The sequence below is a fragment of the Actinomadura rupiterrae genome (genome assembly GCF_024172125.1).
Classification (GTDB): domain Bacteria; phylum Actinomycetota; class Actinomycetes; order Streptosporangiales; family Streptosporangiaceae; genus Spirillospora; species Spirillospora rupiterrae.
On the sequence record NZ_JAMZEA010000006.1, the window covers coordinates 16800 to 33917 of the forward strand.

Here is a 17118-nt window from a genome sequence, read left to right on the forward strand (position 1 = left end):
CCCCGGCGACCACACGTCGCCCGTGTAGTGACCGCGACATGCTCGTCAAAGGTCGGGATCGCCTCGGTGATGCCGGAACGATGGATTGGGCCCGGCCGCCGCAGCGGAAGTGGAGTGGAACTCCTGCGGAGACCGCGGCGGGGAGCTTGGGCGCAGCCAGGTCGATCAGGTGCGTGACGCCTGGTTCGATCAGGACGGGGTCGGGCCGGAGACCGCCGTACGTGCAACCTGCGGTGCGCAGCTCGGCGAGCCCGGAGGCGTCGGCGGACGTGGGGAGCAGGCGGTGTCGCGGCTGGCGGCGCTGTCGTCGCCCCGGTGTGCCGGTTCCAGAGCGTCCCCACCGTGGTGCCCTCCAGCCAGCGCAGCAGCCAGGACCGGGCCTCACCGTTCCGCGGCGCTGGGGGGCGGGATCAGCAGAGCGGAAGGGCCCCATTGCAGGGCGGAATTGCTGCAAAGTGCTCTTAACTGCGGCCGGTAGGCGACTTGAGCCGCGGGATGCAGCAGAGTCACCACCGTTCACCGCCGCAGGGCCTCGATCGGTTCCACGCAGCTGGCACGCCACGCGGGATAGAGGCCAGCGAACAGGCCGGTCCCCGCGCCGACCAGCGGCGCGGGGAAAACCGTCGATGGGTCTAGCACAGGTGTCCATTGCTTGAAAACCGCTGCAAACACCACGATGGCAACTCCAGCGGCGGTTCCTGCTAAGCCGCCGAGCAGGCCCAGGACGGCCGATTCGGACAGGAACTGGGCCACAATGTGGCGGCGATGCGCTCCTAGGGCGCGGCGTAGCCCGATCTCGGGCGTACGTTCCAGCACTGCGACGAGGGTCGTGTTGGCGATGCCGACCGCCCCGGCAAGCAGGCATATTGCGGCCAAAGCCAGGAACAGCGCGGACAAGTCAGTGTTCACTTGATCCTTTAGTTGCCGCGGATCGGGCGGTGCGGTCACTTTGAATCGGTCGGGCTGTTCGGGGCGAATGGCGAGGGGCGCCTGTTTGGCGATGAGCTGCGCGGATCCCAGTCGCGTCTCTATGAGGGCCTTGGGTTGGGAGTCGGCTCGGCCGGAGGGGGTGCCCCACAGGCTAGTGGCAGTCGTGGACGGGATCAGAACCGACAGCAGCACTTCGGGTTGCCGATCGACGTTATCGATGATACCGATAACGGTGACGGGCTGGTCGCCGATGAAAATCGCCGGCTGAGCGTCGAGCCGAGTGATACCGAGCCGCTGCGCGGCCGCTTTGCCGATGACAGCGACTTTCTGCCCAGTGCGTTGGTGGAAGTCATCGAATAGTCTTCCGGCGCTGGTGGTAGCGTGAACGGCCCTCATATATCCGGGTGAGGCGGCCATTACCGCGAGGGCCTCTCCTGTGCCCCGAGTAATTGATGGCGGCCTTGCCGAGACTAGCATTGCTCCATTGGCGTTCTTGGCCGGTGCTCTCCAGTAGAGCCCTGCGTTGACAACGCCGTTGAGACGGGTGAGGCGCTTCTCGGTGTCGGGCGGGAAGCCCGGCCCGGCGATATCGGGGTCCGGCGAGGCATCCTCTACCAGTACTTCGGTTGCCGCCAGGGCGGTGAAGCGTTTGGAGATCTGCCCCGAGGCGGTAGCGGTGAGGCCGAGAACGGAGACGAACGCCGCGATGCCCAGCACTGTGCCGAGGATGGTGAGGCCGGCGCGGCCAGGGCGGGTCAGCATGCCAGCCAGGGCTTCGTCGATCAGGTCACGCGGAGTGAGGCGAGTTGAGGTGAATTCCCGCTTAGCCTGCGCGCGGCGACGCCTTCTTTGCCTGGCGCCGTTATCGCCTTTCGCTCGATCGATCACTCCGCAGCCTCGGTAATGGTCTGTACGGCGCTGACGGCCGTCGACAGCGGGTCGGACTCAGTGAGGTTGCCGTCGCGAATGACCACGCACCGTTGTCCGCGCGCGGCCACGCTCGGGTCATGGGTGACGACCAGGATGGTGAACCCGTCGGCGTGAAGCTCGTCGATCAGCTCGAGCACTTGCGCTGCGGTGGTCGTGTCCAGGTTCCCGGTGGGTTCGTCGCATAGCAGGAGACTGGGCCGGTTCACCAGAGCCCGCGCGATCGCGACGCGCTGCCGCTCCCCCCCAGACAGCTGTCCGGCCTGGGCGTGAACACGGTGCTGCAGGCCGACCAGGCTCAGAGTTCGGGCGGCGAGTTCGGCCCGGCGGCGACGCGAAATCCCCGTGTACAGCATCGCCAGCATCACGTTTTCGATTGCGGTGCGGCGGGCCAGCAGATGGAAGGACTGGAACACAAATCCGATGCGGCGCCCCCGGAGCGAAGTGCGGTCGCGTTCGGAGAGCGCGCCCGTGTCGATGCCGTCCAACCAGTAGGTGCCGCCGCTGGGGCGGTCCAGTAGTCCGGCCACGTTCAGGAAGGTCGACTTGCCCGAGCCGGAGGGGCCGACGACTGTGACGTACTCTCCGGGCATGATGGAAAGCTGCGCAGGCTGCAACGCTGTAACTGGCGGGGGGCCTGGGTAGGTCTTGGTGACCTGAGCGAACTCAATTACCGGGGGGACATTCGCGGGCAGTGCGCGGGAAGGTAGCACGAAGGCGTCCAAATAGAAACAGGATTCTGCAAGAATCAGCGGGAAGAGGCAGCAACGTGTGGCTTCCTGCCAGGACAGCGGGCCCTTCAGTAGCCAGGGTATTCATTTTTCCCCAACGACGACCCGGTCACCTTCGCTGAGTCCGTCACCTTCTACTTCGACGAACCCGCCGCCGGTAGCTCCGGTCGTCACAGCGACGCGCTGCTGCCTGTCCCCCGGCCCCATCTTCATCACCTGCGTGGAACCGTCAGCGGTGGCGTACACCGCCGAGGACGGCACCACCAGGACCTTTCCGTTGGTGGACGCCGTTTCGATAGTGAGCCGCACATCCTGCCCTGCGAGCCTTTCGGGTAGGTTCCGTCCGCCCTCCACAACAACCGGGTACCCCGGGAGGGTGGCCCCCTGGCCCTCGGCACCGCCGTCTTGGAAGGCGCCGATGGACGCGATCCGGCCAGGCAGTGTCAGCCCCGACTCCTCCGAGAGGATCTTCACCAGCTTGCCGCTTGAGACCAGCTTGCGGTCGGCTGCGGATAGGGTGGCCCGCACCGCCAGGTTGCCAGCAGCCAGCGTCACCACGCTGCCCTTCACCTCGTCGCCAAGTCCAGCTTTCACCTCGGTCACCCGAGCCGGAAACTCCGGCACAAACACTACCTCCCCTGCTTTCACCATCGGCGCCTTCCGTGGCGTCGATGGCTTCGGCGTTTTCCCCTTTCTGCCGCCGGCAAGGTCGGCAGGGTCGGGCTCGGGAAGAGTAAGAGTCGGGGAATAGCCTCTGTCGGCGAACAGCCTGCGAACCGCGTCCTGAGTGGAGGGACCATATATCGCTTCGGCCTCGTCAACCGAATAGCCGAGCTCCCGCAGTGCCTTTTGAATCTGCCTTACGTCTGGTCCGTTGGCGCCGGGACGGATGTCGCGATAAGCGGGGATCGCGCCATGCAACGCGATGACGGGTCGTCCTGACACCTCCGCCACCACGGTCCCAGCTTTGATGCGCTGCCCGGACTTCACCGTGCGCCGAGTGATGACCGCCTTGCCCTCCCCTCCTGCTGCTGGGGTCACCTCGATGGTTTTTCCTGGCGAAACGGTGCCGCGCAACACCACAGTGTCGGTCAGTACCCGCCGCTCCACTGCCGCCGTGATCGCCGAAGCCTTCGGAGGGCCTGCGTCGGCGGCGATCTGCTGCGGCGACTTGATCACCGATGACGCGGCGATGCCGACGACACAAACAGCGATAGCAGCCCCGACACCGACCAGCAGGACCCGCCTGGTGCGTGATACCGACGACAGGCCATTCGCTGGCGGTTGCCGCCTTTGGTCGATGTCCAAAGAGGGGGGCGCAGTATCTGGACTGAAGGTGGGACTGCCGGTACCGGTTTCACCGGTGTCAGAAAGGGACATAAGTTGGGTGCAGCCTAACATAGGATTGCGAGAAAAGAGCGGGGACGATCACGCTCCAGCGGCGCGGGCGTTGCTGAGCAATGTCTGATCGTTCTTTTTGGCCTCCACCAGCTGCGGCTCCATCTTGGCAATTATCCGCTTCTGATAGGCCGACTCCACCGCTACCCATACCCCGTACAGGTTGACTTCCGCCCGGCATCCGGCGTCGGCCTTCGCAACGGCGATCTCCGCTCGCGTGGCCGGTCGGCGGTTGATGCCGTCGGCGCCGATCTGTACCCAGCGGGGGTCGACCATCGCTTCCCTGGGGCCCTTGTAGTTGAACCCTTCCTTCTTCATGCAGTTGCTCCATTTGCCGAGCACTGCAACGAACCGGGAGTCAGTCTCGGTCCGTTGGGTCGCCTGAAACGCGAGAAGGCGGGTGTCCAATTTCTTTGTGACGCCCTTGGTGATCTGCTGTTCGGACTCGGCATCGCAGCCGCCCTTGGGAACCGGGATGCCGTTTATGCTGCGGGCATTGCCGAACAAGGCGTCGATCGCCTTCTGCCGATAAGATTCAGGCACTGGCCTGGATTTGCCTTTGCGCGTCTCTTGCACGTCAATCAGATCGTGGTATCCAAGAGTGGACACCAGCGCCGGGTCCAGGTATTTGATGTAGCGATTGCTGGTACGCGCGGGCACCTGCGGTCCGAGATCCGACAGGTACACATTCCCTAGAAACTTCCGGATGCAGGCCTGCGCGGCAGCAAGGCGGCCGCGCTGTACCGTGATCAGGTCGTCATCCGACAGGGTGTATGCGTCGAGTGGGAAGTGGATTTGGCGTCCGTCGAGCTTTTGTACCGCACCTAGGTCGGGCTCCCGCGCATCATCGCCCTTGCTGGCGCCTGGCAGCAGGCTGCACGACGGCACCAGTACGGTCACTGCGACTATCACCGCTGCAGCGGGAGCGGTCCGAAGCTTGCTAACCATTTGTTCTTTCTTGTCAACTACCACAGTCTCAGTGCGGCCCTTATCGCGATCGAAAAGGGCCACACTGGTCACAACTTTGCGGAACGGTCACGAGAAGGCTTGTGCGGCTGAACCATTGCAGGTATACATCTGCTGCTGCTTATCCGTGGCGGCTTGACCGGGGTTGTCGATGCACAAGCTTACATCGGTGCGGGCGGATTTGAAGGCGAAATAACTGCCGCCAAGGGAGTAGGTCCGCCATTGCACATTGGCCTGGTCGACTCTCTGCCAGGCGTCGACCTTGGCACCCGAGCCGCCCCAGCCGTGGTCCTCCATCGTATAATTGGTGTTGGACCACGGGTAGATGTAGAGGCCGTACGATCCTTGCGCCTTGCCCCAATTAGCGTGTGTGTTGTAGCCCCCCTGAGGGTCGAAACCGGTCTGCACTGAGGCACCATTGTAGACCGGGTCGGCATAAACGCCGATGTAGCCCCAGTGCGAGTTGGTATCGCTCGACTTGTTCAGGTAGGTCTCGGCCGAGGCGGCGGTAGCAGCGGTGGCTGCGACTCCTGTGCCGATGAAGGCGACGACTACAGCCCTCAGGACGGTTCTGCGCATGACACTCCGTAAGTTTGGCGACGTTCGCGGCGTGCCGGTGGCCTGTCTGTTTCAGCGGGAGAGGGCAGACAAGCCGACCGGAGGAGGGAGCTGAAGATCAGCGTTAGGTGATCATCGGTAAGGATGCTGGGTCAATAAAGTGCAGTGTCCACATCCGGCCGATTACGGGGCCCCCGGTCGCCGACTGTGCTCACGTCAAGGGGTGGAGGAGGGAACCGGGGCTTGCCGCTTCGAGGAGCTGTCCCGCCATCGGTTCCGTCAAGGCAGGTGGGCATCACCTTGAGGTGGCTCCGTGCGCGTGCAGGAGGACGCGTTGAAGCCTCGGTGCGTCCCTGCGAATGTCGGACGCTCAAGCGGAGCATCGCGGCCGCCGGGCGGGCAGGGCGTCCGCGTCCTCACCGCGCCGGAAGGGGACAGGCGGTCGCCGCCCCGGCCGGAACGAAGCCGGTCTGACCTGCCCAGGTCAGGTCAGCCGGCGACCAGGGACAGTCGGCTTCGGCGATGTCCGACGTCCGTAGGGCACGCAAGTGGCGGGTCGCGATCCGGACAGTCGAAGCGTTCAGGCCACCGTGTGCTGTGCCCACACGCCGTTCCCGCCCGGGTGCTCCGGGCTTCCGCCCCTGCCAAGTCCTGAGCCGGCCAGCGCTGCAGCCCGAGCGACCGGCAGCGGCTGACTGGGAGGAGCGCGGCATCACGCCACCGCCGCCCCGCTGCGGATGTCGAGACACCTCATGGCCCAGTCCGGCTCGGCGAAAGACCGGGCGCACGATCGGCTCGCTGCCCACTTCCTCTGTTCGCTGCCTCTTCGTGCTCACCGCCCGGGCTCGCCGCAAGAGGCGCGTTCAAATCACCCTGCGGGTGGCCGAATGACGACTGAAAACATGCGGCATCGGGCGCTCCATAACCCTTGTGTCCGGTACCGGTCATTCTGACTGTTGAGGTAGAGCTCCCGAAACCGGGCACCAGCCGCTCCAGCAGGTCTTACCGGCGAACCTGCATGCATGCCGTCCCCTTCTGCTGTGACCTAGTTCACCTTGCTGGGCAAGTGCGCGCCCCCAATGATCACGATGACCCGCACCGCCCCCCGAGCCTCAGGAGTGTCGGTTGAGGATCTATCAGCACCGAAGAGCAATGCGGTCCCTGATGTTGGTTTCGGCGCTCGCACTGGTAGCGAGCAGCGCGATGCCCGCAGGGGCCAGCCCCAATCCCTCCCCCCCGCCAACTCGCCCGCAAACCGCAGACGGCAAGCCCGCGGTACCTGAATCACCCGCGGTCCAGCCGAGTCAGCGCACGGCGCTGCTTGGGTCAACCTGGCAGCAGTCGACTGACCGAGCCTGGACCACGATCGGCGACGCGACGGGCTTCCACCTCCTACTCGCAGAGGCCAAGACCGGGTACACCTGGCGAACCGCCGCGACCCTGAAGGTCCCCGGGCTGCAGACCGATCAGTGGATCGGCAACGCCTGCCTGACCGCATCGGGGAAGCACGCGATGGTGGTTTACGCCCCTCGCTCTTTCACCAACACCGCCGAGTTCGCCCGACGCGGCGGCTTCACCGCGATCGTCGACCTGCGAAACGGCGCGGTCCGCAAACTTCCGATCACCGCCAGCCTGGCCTACTTCAACCCCGGCTGCGGCACCGGAGAACAAGCGGTCCTCACGCAGGAAGGCGATGAGGACCTCGGCAAGACGCGCCTCGTCAAGGTCGATACTGACACCGGCGAGATCGGCGCAGGCCTCCAGTTGGGCGGTCAGATCACCTCTGCGGTTCCCACGCCGGACGGGATCGCGGCCGCCGAGGGGTACCGCCTGGTCAAGATCACTGCCAAGGGGCACATGCGGCGTGTAGCCGCGGCCACAAGCGTTCCGGCCCTGCTGCGAGTCGACCGCGAGGGCGGGGTTTCGTACCTGGTCCGCCAAGGTGGCGGCGCGCGAGTACTGCGCACCCTCGGAAGCAAGACCAACGTGCTGGCCGAGGGTACAGCCGGGCAACTCGGCCTCGATCAGGGAAGCGGGGGCCGGGTCTTCATCACTGGGGCACCCAGCAAGGTCGGCCGCCTCCCTGCGGGGATCACCCGGGTGAACTCCCCGGCCTCCGCTGAACTCTCAACCGAGGGCGGCCTGGCGCTCACGTCCGTGGCGACAAAGGGCAACCCCTTCGCTAAGAATGCCGCGCCTGCCTCCGATCCGCGCACGCCGCAGCGAGTCGACATCTCCGCGGTGGCTACCGGCACCGGCAAGAGCGTCTCGTTCGGTGTGGATCCCCAGGCCCGGCTGGCTCCCAAGTACTCCCAGGGGCAGGCGCCGGTCCGCGTGTACGGAGCCCAGAGCGGTGGCACCAGCGGCAGCCGCATCCGCGCCTCTGCGGCCGGTTCGCCCACCGATCCCCGCGACACCGACGGTTGGTGCTCGGTCTCCCGCAACGACGTGCGTGCGATGGCCTATCAGCCGACGCCGCGGCAAGTTGAGTGGGCCGTGGACATGGCAGTCCTGGGCAAGCTGACGCCCTCCCGACCCGACAATTACCGGGGCTTCGGGCTGCCAGCCTTCTCGCCCCAAGGGATGTTCCCTGCCCGCACGGACGTGCACGTGCCCGCGCAAATCCTTTTGGGCATCCTTTCCCAAGAATCCAACCTTTGGCAGGCATCAGGGCACGCATTGTCTGGTGAATACGCCAACCCGTTGACCGGTAGCATCTACGGGTTGCAGCGCGACGACAAGACGGGCGCGTTCAAAGACTGGGTCATCCACTGGGACAAGGCCGACTGCGGCTACGGCATCTCGCAGCTCACCGACGGCATGCGGAAACCCGAGCACAGCGACGGGAAAGCAGTCCTCACCGAAAATGCCCAGAAGGCCGTTGCTTTGGATTATGCGACGAGTATCGCCGCAGGACTACAGCTAGTGCAGGACAAATGGCTCCAGATCGACAGCCTCGGGCTGAAGTTGAACGATGGCGATCCGAACCGGATCGAGAACTGGTTCTTCGCCACCTGGGCATACAACAGCGGCTTTTATCCGCAGGCCGACACCGCCAAGAACAACGGGGCCTGGGGCCTCGGATGGTTCAACAACCCGGCAAATCCTCGCTACCCGGAGCGGCTGCCATTCCTCTACCACAACAGTTGGGCCGATGCAGCCAAGCCGCAGAACTGGCCCTACCCAGAGAAGATCATCGGATTCGCCTCCTACTCGATATCCACCCCTGACGGGCCAGGATTCCGCCCGGCGTGGTGGACTACCGACTCCAACCGTGACGCCGCAACTCCCAAGCCGGACACCTTCTGCAACAGCTCCAACGACTGCGAGCCCGGCGCCGCCTACGTCCCCAACGACCCTGATGTGATCGGTCAGCCAGCAGGACCGTGCGCGCACAAAAACCCGGCGAACGGACTCTACGACCTGCACTGCTACATCCACCAGTCAACCACCTGGAAATCCGACTGCAGCAACACCTGCGGTCACGAACTCAACCGGTTCGAGGACAAGTATCCCGAGCAGCCGGACGGTACGCACTTCCCTCCTCAGTGCGACAAGGCCAAGGGGCTTCCTTCCGGCGCGCTCGTAGTCGATGACATCCCCAATGGAACTCCGATCTACCAATGCGGTACAAGCAGCAGCGCCGGCAGTTTCAACTTCAATTTCGCTGAAGACCCAGCGATGCCTGGCACCTACCCTGGGAAGATCGACCTCCATCAGCTCGGCGGAGGCTACAGCGGGCACTTCTGGTTCGGCCATACCCGCACACTCGGCAACAAACTCAACTTCTCCGGCACCTGGACCCTCGGCCAGTCCATCAATGGCTGGAGCCGCGTGCTGGTCCACCTTCCCGACCACGGCGCGCAGACGCAGCAGGCCAAGTACGAGGTCAACCTCGGGACGGGCTGGGACAGCAAGCACTTCCGGTATATCAACCAAGCGCGCGGGCAGAATTCCTGGGTGTCCATCGGCGTCTACAAGTTCGCGGGAACACCTCAAGTCCGCCTGAGCAATGAGACGCTTGACGGGTACGGTGAGGACGACATCGCCTACGATGCGATTGCGTTCCAGAAGCTCCCTGCAAAGCCGAAGCACATCGTCGCCGCGCTCGGCGACTCCTTCTCCTCCGGAGAAGGAGCGGGATCGTATTATCACGAAACCGATACCAACCATGGCACTCCCCAGTGGAATGCATGCCGACGCAGCACCAACGCCTGGAGCCGGAAGATGACACTGCCCGGCACCAGCAACACGCTTGGCGCGCTGGTAGATAACTGGGACCCTAATGCCGAACTGGGCTTTGTCGCCTGCTCGGGAGCCTGGAACGTCGACGTCAGCGATTGGCGTCCTGAATCGTGGGATAATCCCAGCGTCTACGAGAAGGGGGAAGGACAGTTCCGAGAAGTGTCCCAGTCTGACTCGGGAGTGCTCAACGACGACACAACGCTCGTGACACTCACCATCAGCGGCAACGACGACAACATCTTTATCGACGCGATGAACGACTGCGGAGGCCTCGGGAACTGCGCAGACGGGCTTCTGGATAAGTACAAGCCCAAGGTGGACACAGCGGTTGGCGCACTACGGACCACATTGACGAAGATCCACAAGAATGCACCGAACGCGCAGATCGTGCTCGTGGGCTATCCTGAGCTACTGAGCCGCACGGTGAAATGCTCCGGCTCGCTGTACTTCGACCTCACTGAGACCCAAGCCCTCGGCGATCTCGTCAGGTACGGCGACGGCAAGCAGGGTGAACTCGTCAAGGAGCTTTCGGGTTCCATGAAGATCGCCTACGTTGGGAATGTCGTGGACAAGTTCACTGGGCATTCCGGTTGCGACGATCCGGAGTGGATCAACAAGTTCGTCAATGGCCCCAATGGAGACGGTGACTTCCATAGCGGCGACCGCAGCACTCAGTTCTGTATTTCCAATAGCACTTTCTGCTTCAGCCGGGAGTCCTTCCATCCCAAGGATGCTGGAACCACCGGCTATGCGGAACTGATCACCGCATTCCTCAAGAGCATCAACTATCAAGGGTCCTGATCGCATGAGAAGTGTCGAGCATCCATCTCACGAAGGCTGCGGGGGATGGATGCTCGGCATTCTCCTTCTCGTGATCGCACTGATCATAGGAGTGTTCGCCTACTTCGCTTTCGTCCTGCCTCATCAACTTGACCAGGGGCGCGAAGAGGCCGTCAAAGACAATCTGAATCATGCGGAGCAGACACGGCGGCAACTCGCCGACGCAGCCGCTGACGGCGGTCTTAGTGAGCAAGAGGCAGACTATGCCGTTCGCGCAGGGCGAGGCATGCTGTTGAACTACCGGCCGCTTCCGACCGGTATCACGATTGAGGCTGAGTATATATCTAAGAATGCCAAGGCCGGTGTTGGCGGGGGAGCAATTTCTTGCTTTCGCTTCGTTGGACACGAGCCATTCGGTGCCGACGTCAAGTTCGAGCTGCGCCAGCTGCCAGAGTGCCCGCTGCCGAGTCGGACACCCGCAGCCGGTCCAAAAACGCCGACTAGAAGTTGACCCTCGCCCTGTCGCCGGATGTCCACAACTTGAGCGCGCTGGGCGCTCCGCAAGTCCTGTTCAGGGCTTGTGTGTTGGCTCCATATCCAGTCTGCGTCACGGGGCCGGGTTGACCATCATTCGGGAGCGGTACGTGTGATGTTGCTGCCGTGTCCAGCAATGAAGGTCACTCGGGGCACTGGCTGCGGCGTTGTTGGAGCCCATAAGCCGGTGCATCTCGCCGCCAAGAAGGCAGCTGAGTCAAAATGTCGATCACTGGTGGCCTGCCTTGCTGTCGGCTGGTTCGAGGGGGCGGTCGTCCCCGGCGGTGTAGCGGGCGTCGCGGTCGAGGTCGGCGACGGTTTCCTGAGCGGTGCGTTGGCGGTGGTGCTGCCAGGTCTGGGGGTCGGCGTCGGGAGCAGGTTGGGTGAGGCAGTTGTCCAGTTCGGTGAGTAGCTGCCGGATCTGCAGCGTCCGGCCGGCCTGGTGATCGGTGCCGCCGTGATGCAGCCACCATGGTCCGGCGTCGGTGCCGACCAGCACGAAGGCGGGCAGGCGGTAGGGCAGTCCGGTCAGTGAGGTGATCTGCCAGCACCGGGGCTGCCGTGACGCCAGCCAGTCGACGAGGCCGGCCAGGGTGGGGACCAGGTGGACCCGGGCGTGGGTGACGCCAGGGTCGGCCTTGGCCAATGCGATGACCGGCATCTCGTAGGTTCTCCGCAGCCGGCCCCGGACACGTTCGGCCAGGTCCTGCAGCTCGGCCAGCTCCCCCGCCGACAGCCGGCACAGCGACGGCACGTGTCGGCGAGGCAGGACCACCAGGTGCCCGGGAGTCAGGCCGTCGAAGGCGGGCACGGCCACGCACCGTCGCGACGCGGCGATGATCCGGCTGTGCTCGGCGCCGAGCAGCTGCTGCACCGGGGAGTCAAGCACGGTCGGATCGGCTTCCCGGCACGCCGGGCATGGCCGAGCACGGGCCGCCTTCGCCTCTCTCCCGTCGGCAGGACCCGGCACCGAGACCCCGCTGGCCAGGTGCGGCACACGGTTCCGGGCGTCGTCGGCTCTGGTCATGGCACGGCACTCACTTCGCGATCGGGGATGAGGACAGGAAACGCGTTCGGAGGGCAGAGCCCGCGCGGGCATCTGTTTCGCGGCAGCGCCGTGGTCAGCCCCCCGCAGTGAGGGGATCTTTTGCGTCAGGGATGGGGCGGCTGGATCGGCAGCTGCTGGGGTGGGGAGGTGGTGGTGGCGGACTGGTCGGGTTTGCGGCCTGGTTGGCGGCTGGGTAGGACGCCCTTGGCGATGGCTTGTTGGGTGTGGCCGGCGATGCTGGATTCCGACAGGTTCAGGAGCTGGCCGATCTGCCAGTAGGGCAGGTCGGGGTGGGCGCGGCAGGCGGCGACGACCCGGTCGAAGGAGTCCACCGGCGGGGCGTTGGTGACCGACGGACGCGCGACGTTGGCCTTCTTCAGGTGGTACAAGACGGTGTGCTGGGTGCAGCCCAGCCGTCCCGCGACGGCGCGGGTGCTGTGCAGCTGCCGGTACAGCTCCACCACCTGCCGAGTGTCGATCCCGCGGTGCTGCGGAGGCGCGGCGCGGCGGATCCCGGCGATGCTCAAGATCGTGCCGATGGTGCCGGTCGACAGTCCGCAGCCGCGGGCGATCTGCCCGACGCTGGCGCCGCGCCGATACAGGTCGACGGCATGTTCGGGAGTCCACGGCTCGCCACCTGGGCCGGGGGCGGGGGCGGGCAGGTACCGGCGGATGGCCGCCAGTGCATGGGGCCCGATACCGGAGCGGCGCAGCAGTTGCAGATCGGTTTTGGCCGCCAGGCTCTGCAGGGTGGTGATCCCGGGTTGTCCGGGCCGGTCGGTACTGAGCTGGGAGACCAGGACGTGCCCCTGCCTGTGGTGGCCGAACAGTTGGCCCAGTTCCGGTCCACGGCGGCATGCCGGCAGAGGACATGCCTCGGTCGCCCGGTCGCCTCCGGCGGCTGTGGGCGGGCTCATCAGCGCTGTCCAGTAGCGAGCGGGATATCGCCGAGTCGGGGCATGTTCGGGCTCCCTGTGAAATCGGCTGTTGGGCCGGGCTGCGCGGGCCGTGGGCGCCGGGGACCGTTGTCTTCTGCTGTCCTGGCCGTTGCGGCGGTCCGGCAGGGCGTCGCGGGTGTTGGCGGTGCGGCCGCGGCGTCCGGACACGGGTTGGCCCGGTGAGGATGTCGGCATTCCTCAGCTAGATACGCACTGCCCGGTCGAGGATGCGGCCGACCGGGGCAGGCCGCGTGACGCCCGAAACCGTCATGGGTGGTCGGCGGCTCGGGCGAACTCGTGGGCGGCGGTTGCCAGGAAGTGGATGGCGATGTGGGTGGCGTGGCGGGCCATCTGCAGCGCCTGCCCGGCGGTCTCCAGGTGTTCCTGGACATGGCGGCGGGCCTGCTCATCACCCATCGTCAGGGAGATCCCGCCGAACGCCTGCACCAGCTCGTGCATGGCCTTGGACGTCTCCTCCAGTTTGCCGACCAGCTCACCCATCCGTCGCGGATCGGTCCGCAACTCCTCCCCATGGGTGTAGACGGCCTCGCTCATCGCCGCCAGGTGCTCGGTCAGGGCGTCCAGCTGGGTGTCGATGAGATCCACGCCCGGCCCCTCCTAGTTCACCGACGCCAGCAGCGCCCGCACCCGCTGGTCAAGGTGGAGGGTGAACCCGCCGCGCTCCAGCAGCAGCCTCACCAACGCCCAATGCCGCAGACAGCACCCCGCCGACGACGACGCACGCGTCCGCGCATCCAGCAGCGTGATCCACAAGACCCCGGCGCGGGCGCATCCCTCCTGCAGACAGGGGTGCGGATGGCTGCTCAACAGGACGGACGCGACGTTGGCCGCGCGGCGCGCCTGCTCCGAATCGGTTCGATCGCCGGTCTGCGGTTCAGCGTGGTGCAGACCAGCCGGCGCCTCGGCCTCAGCCTCCGGCGGCAGTCGCCGCACGTCCTTGCGCCGATGCTGAGGCTGAGCTCGGCGCCGTGCCTTCCTGCGATGCACATGCCCTCCTACAGGCCGTCCTCGATACGAAGGGTTGGGTCAGTCGTCGGCGTTCCAGCGCACGGGGCCGTCGGGGCGGGTCGGCGGCTCGGGCTCCGGGGCCCTTGGGGCGGTGGCAGCGAGCACGTCGAGCTTGGCGCGGGCCTGCCGTACCCGCTCCCCCGCCAAGGAGCGCTCCCGCGCCGGCATCCAGGTCGCGCTGCTGCTCGCCCAGCCGCTGTAGACCCGCACCACCGCACGGTTGTAGAGGTCCTCCACCAGCCGGTCATCGTCGCCGTTCACATCGGCCGCCGGATCCGCGCCTCGGCCAACGCTTCCTCGGCAAGCGCCTCCCGCAGGCCGTCGACCGACTCCCGAATGATCGACATGTGCAGTCCGCGAAACAGTTCGCGATCGGTCAACTGCCCACACCGACTGGCGACGTTCAGGGTCCCGTTCCGCGAGCTGAAGATCTCCCAATTCGGGTACTGAGCCGTGAGCTCCTCCAGAGCATTCATGATCTTTCTTTCGATATCCGGACCGCTGGCATCGTGTCTCCGGAAGGTCAGGTGACTCGGCAGGCATCAGATTGCCGAGAGTCGGTTCCGAGGTCTGACGGCCCTTCTCTGGCCGTTTGGAGATCACGACGCCCTCGGACTTGGATGGGTGAATGTGTCCTCCACGATGCGCCTTCTGGAGTTACTCTCGCTACGTTCGCGCAACAGACGCAACAAATTGGAGGGCCGCCGTGATGGCTCCGCCGCCGGACGAATCACCGCAGATCACAGGTTCACTGTGGGACCTGATCGCCGTTCAACTGCGAAGACACCGCAAGGAGCGGGGACTGAGCGGGGAGGCGCTCGGCCGCTTGATCGGGGTCAACCGTTCGACTGTTTCGCGATACGAGTCGGGCAGCCTGAAGCTCCAGGAAGACCACGCCATCAAGATCGATATTGCGTGGCACACCAACTGGCTGTTCACGAATCTCGTGCGCTTCGCCAAAGAGGGCCACGACCGCGAGTGGTTCGCCACGCACCTCATCCTGGAGTCCAAGGCCTCCGAGCTGCGCATCTGGGAGTACGCCTGGATTCCAGGACTCTTCCAGACCGAGGAGTACGCGCGTGCGCTCGTCCGGTCAGCGGGCCTGGAGAACATCGACGCGGAGGTCGCCTCCCGGATGAAGCGCCAGGAACGCCTGGCATGACCGGGCGCCCCAAGCATGTGGGTCATTCTGGATGAGAACGTCATCACGGCGAAGATCGGATCCTCCGAAGTCATGCGCGCCCAGCTCGTCCGGCTGCTGGAGCTGGCAGAACAGCCCAACATCTCCGTCAGGGTCGCTCCGCAGAGTGCGGGCGAGCACATGGGACGGGATGGATCCTTCAAGATCATGACAGTGGACGGAGCCGACTCCGCCTACATCGAAGCCGCCGGAGAAGGGCGCCTTGTCCAGGACGCAACAGATGTACGCTCATACCGAGCACGGTTCGACCGCATCGGAGACGTTGCACTCCCCGTGCGCGCATCGATCGCCCTGATCAGGCAGCTCTTGGAGGACCTTGCATGACTCTCGTGTGGCGCAAGTCCACCTACAGCGGGACCGGTGGCAGCCAGAGCGATTGCGTCGAGGTTGCGAAACTGGCACGCAACCTTGGCATCCGGGACTCCAAGAACGCCGACGGCCCGAGGCTCGTTCTTACACCGGCCGAGCTCGGACAGTTCCTGGCTTCATTGCGCTAGTCCCAGGGTGACTCCCGTTCGCAGATCCACTCCGGCGAACTCAGTCATTGCCCGGTGCGCAGGCGGGTTGGGAGTCTGGTCCGCCAGGTCTGGTCAGGGGCGGCCGAGAGGGCGATGCTCAGGGCGATGCCGTGATCGCTCTGGAGGCCCAGTGGTGGTGAGCTTCAGTCTTTACGACTACCGGATCCACGCCGACCCCTATCCGACCTACGCGCAGCTCCGCACGCATGCACCGGTCTTCCGGAACGAGGACGAGGACTTCTGGGCGCTGTCCCGGCACGCCGACGTCGCCTCCGCGTTCCGGGATCACACGCGATTCTCCAACGCCAACGGCATCCTGCTCGAAGCCGCGATGTGGGGTCCGCAGGCGCACCGGTTCGCCTCGTTTCTGGCGATGGACCCACCGCACCACACCCGCATTCGAGGGTTGGTGGCGCAGGGCTTCACCCCACGCCGTGTGACCCAACTCGAAGAGCAGGTGCGCGCGATCGCCCGCGGCCACTTGGAGCACGCGCTGGCCGATGGAGGACGGTTCGACCTGATCGCCGACTACGCCGTCCTGGTCCCGATGGATGTGATCAGCGAGCTGGCCGGAGTGCCCGCCAGCGACCGGGCTGAGTTGCGACGGCTGGCCGACCTCATCGTTCATCGGGAGGAAGGCATCAAGGACGTCCCGGCCGCGGGAGTGGAGGCGCTCGCCGCGCTGCGACGCTACTTCGGGGAATTGGTGGCCGAGCGGAGGCGGAAGCGCCGTGACGACCTGGCCTCGGCACTGCTGGAGGTCGCCGACGGCGATGATCGTCTCTCCGATGCCGAGATCGTCGGGATCCTGTTCATCCTGGTCGCCGCCGGAAACGAGACCACCACCAATCTCATCGGCAACGCCTGCCACTGCGCTTGGCGCCATCTGGACAAGCCCGCCGATGCCTTTGCGCGCATTCCGGACTGGATCGAGGAGACGCTCCGGTTCAACTCTCCGTCGCTGGGGAACGCCCGCACCGTGCGGGAAGACGTCGCTGTGCACGGCGTCACCATCCCCGCCGGCGCACGGCTGCTGTTGCTGATCGGCTCGGCCAACCGCGACCCCGATGTCTTCCCCCACCCAGACCGCTTCGACCTCGACCGCGACACCAGCTCCAAGATCAGCTTCGGAGTCGGGCGACACTACTGCATCGGAGCCAACCTGGCCCGGCTGGAGGCACGGGTGGCCTTGGAGGAGCTCACCACACGCATCAGCGATCTCGATATCCACCAAGACTCCGCACGGCGCATCCACTCCCCCAACGTCAGCGGGTTCGCCGCGCTCCCGGTCGCCGTAACTCGCTGCTGACGGGCG

The 17118-nt window shown here is 65.4% G+C and carries 15 protein-coding genes and 1 pseudogene; 5 read left to right on the forward strand and 11 right to left on the reverse strand.

Annotation, left to right across the window (positions count from 1 at the left end):
• Positions 1-516: 516 nt before the first annotated feature.
• The 5 genes from FHU30_RS20825 to FHU30_RS20845 form a co-directional block, all read right to left on the reverse strand.
• Complete coding sequence (locus FHU30_RS20825) at positions 517-1818, reverse strand: ABC transporter permease (RefSeq protein ID WP_253878106.1); 1302 nt, start codon at positions 1816-1818, stop codon at positions 517-519.
• Entirely contained in the window at positions 1815-2570 is a 756-nt protein-coding gene (locus FHU30_RS20830; RefSeq protein ID WP_308211390.1) for an ABC transporter ATP-binding protein, read from the reverse strand. The genes FHU30_RS20825 and FHU30_RS20830 overlap by 4 nt, the downstream gene beginning before the upstream one ends.
• A 102-nt stretch (positions 2571-2672) precedes the next feature.
• The gene (locus FHU30_RS20835; RefSeq protein WP_253878108.1) at positions 2673-3896 is read right to left on the reverse strand and encodes an efflux RND transporter periplasmic adaptor subunit; all 1224 of its coding nucleotides are present in this window, start codon (positions 3894-3896) and stop codon (positions 2673-2675) included.
• 120 nt (positions 3897-4016) lie between these two features.
• Positions 4017-4886, reverse strand: a complete 870-nt coding sequence (locus FHU30_RS20840) for a hypothetical protein (RefSeq protein ID WP_253878109.1) — start codon at positions 4884-4886, stop codon at positions 4017-4019.
• Between the two features lie 135 nt (positions 4887-5021).
• Positions 5022-5531, reverse strand: coding sequence for an RICIN domain-containing protein (locus FHU30_RS20845; protein WP_253878110.1), 510 nt, complete (start codon positions 5529-5531; stop codon positions 5022-5024).
• Positions 5532-6635: 1104 nt separating this feature from the next.
• Here FHU30_RS20845 and FHU30_RS20850 point away from each other — a divergent pair.
• Together FHU30_RS20850 and FHU30_RS20855 are read left to right on the forward strand one after the other, a co-directional pair.
• The gene (locus FHU30_RS20850) at positions 6636-10556 is read left to right on the forward strand and encodes a golvesin C-terminal-like domain-containing protein (RefSeq protein ID WP_253878111.1); all 3921 of its coding nucleotides are present in this window, start codon (positions 6636-6638) and stop codon (positions 10554-10556) included.
• Between the two features lie 70 nt (positions 10557-10626).
• Positions 10627-11046 carry a hypothetical protein gene (locus FHU30_RS20855; RefSeq protein WP_253878113.1) on the forward strand — a complete coding sequence of 140 codons (420 nt, stop codon included), beginning with the start codon at positions 10627-10629 and terminating at the stop codon, positions 11044-11046.
• 252 nt (positions 11047-11298) lie between these two features.
• Here FHU30_RS20855 and FHU30_RS20860 read toward each other — a convergent pair whose 3' ends face one another.
• The 6 genes from FHU30_RS20860 to FHU30_RS20885 all read right to left on the reverse strand — a co-directional run bounded on the left by FHU30_RS20860 (position 11299) and on the right by FHU30_RS20885 (position 14560).
• A complete protein-coding gene (locus FHU30_RS20860; RefSeq protein WP_253878115.1) occupies positions 11299-11958 on the reverse strand; it encodes an HIT family protein in 660 nt (219 codons plus the stop codon).
• A gap of 263 nt (positions 11959-12221) precedes the next feature.
• Complete coding sequence (locus tag FHU30_RS20865; RefSeq protein WP_253878117.1) at positions 12222-13034, reverse strand: hypothetical protein; 813 nt, start codon at positions 13032-13034, stop codon at positions 12222-12224.
• Positions 13035-13322: 288 nt separating this feature from the next.
• Complete coding sequence (locus FHU30_RS20870) at positions 13323-13661, reverse strand: hypothetical protein (RefSeq protein ID WP_253878119.1); 339 nt, start codon at positions 13659-13661, stop codon at positions 13323-13325.
• Positions 13662-13673: 12 nt separating this feature from the next.
• The gene (locus tag FHU30_RS20875; RefSeq protein ID WP_253878121.1) at positions 13674-14009 is read right to left on the reverse strand and encodes a hypothetical protein; all 336 of its coding nucleotides are present in this window, start codon (positions 14007-14009) and stop codon (positions 13674-13676) included.
• 93 nt (positions 14010-14102) lie between these two features.
• Positions 14103-14345, reverse strand: a complete 243-nt coding sequence (locus FHU30_RS20880; protein ID WP_253878123.1) for a hypothetical protein — start codon at positions 14343-14345, stop codon at positions 14103-14105.
• The gene (locus tag FHU30_RS20885) at positions 14342-14560 is read right to left on the reverse strand and encodes a hypothetical protein (protein WP_253878125.1); all 219 of its coding nucleotides are present in this window, start codon (positions 14558-14560) and stop codon (positions 14342-14344) included. The genes FHU30_RS20880 and FHU30_RS20885 overlap by 4 nt, the downstream gene beginning before the upstream one ends.
• Before the next feature lie 233 nt (positions 14561-14793).
• Here FHU30_RS20885 and FHU30_RS20890 point away from each other — a divergent pair.
• The 3 genes and pseudogenes from FHU30_RS20890 to FHU30_RS47150 all read left to right on the forward strand — a co-directional run bounded on the left by FHU30_RS20890 (position 14794) and on the right by FHU30_RS47150 (position 17112).
• Positions 14794-15609 (forward strand): annotated as a pseudogene (locus FHU30_RS20890) (helix-turn-helix domain-containing protein).
• Positions 15606-15782, forward strand: a complete 177-nt coding sequence (locus FHU30_RS20895; RefSeq protein ID WP_253878126.1) for a DUF397 domain-containing protein — start codon at positions 15606-15608, stop codon at positions 15780-15782. Before FHU30_RS20890 ends, FHU30_RS20895 begins: the two are co-directional and overlap by 4 nt.
• A gap of 151 nt (positions 15783-15933) precedes the next feature.
• Positions 15934-17112 (forward strand): cytochrome P450, encoded by a 1179-nt coding sequence (locus FHU30_RS47150; RefSeq protein ID WP_253878127.1) that lies wholly within the window; start codon positions 15934-15936, stop codon positions 17110-17112.
• The last annotated feature ends 6 nt before the right edge of the window (positions 17113-17118 follow it).

What these genes read in the sequence shown, in the direction of transcription:
- FHU30_RS20845 (WP_253878110.1), bottom strand. Translation starts at nt 5,531, where the DNA reads ATGCGCAGAACCGTCCTGAGGGCTGTAGTCGTCGCCTTCATCGGCACA.
- FHU30_RS20865 (WP_253878117.1), bottom strand. Translation starts at nt 13,034, where the DNA reads ATGAGCCCGCCCACAGCCGCCGGAGGCGACCGGGCGACCGAGGCATGT.
- FHU30_RS20885 (WP_253878125.1), bottom strand. Translation starts at nt 14,560, where the DNA reads ATGAATGCTCTGGAGGAGCTCACGGCTCAGTACCCGAATTGGGAGATC.
- FHU30_RS20895 (WP_253878126.1), top strand. Translation starts at nt 15,606, where the DNA reads ATGACTCTCGTGTGGCGCAAGTCCACCTACAGCGGGACCGGTGGCAGC.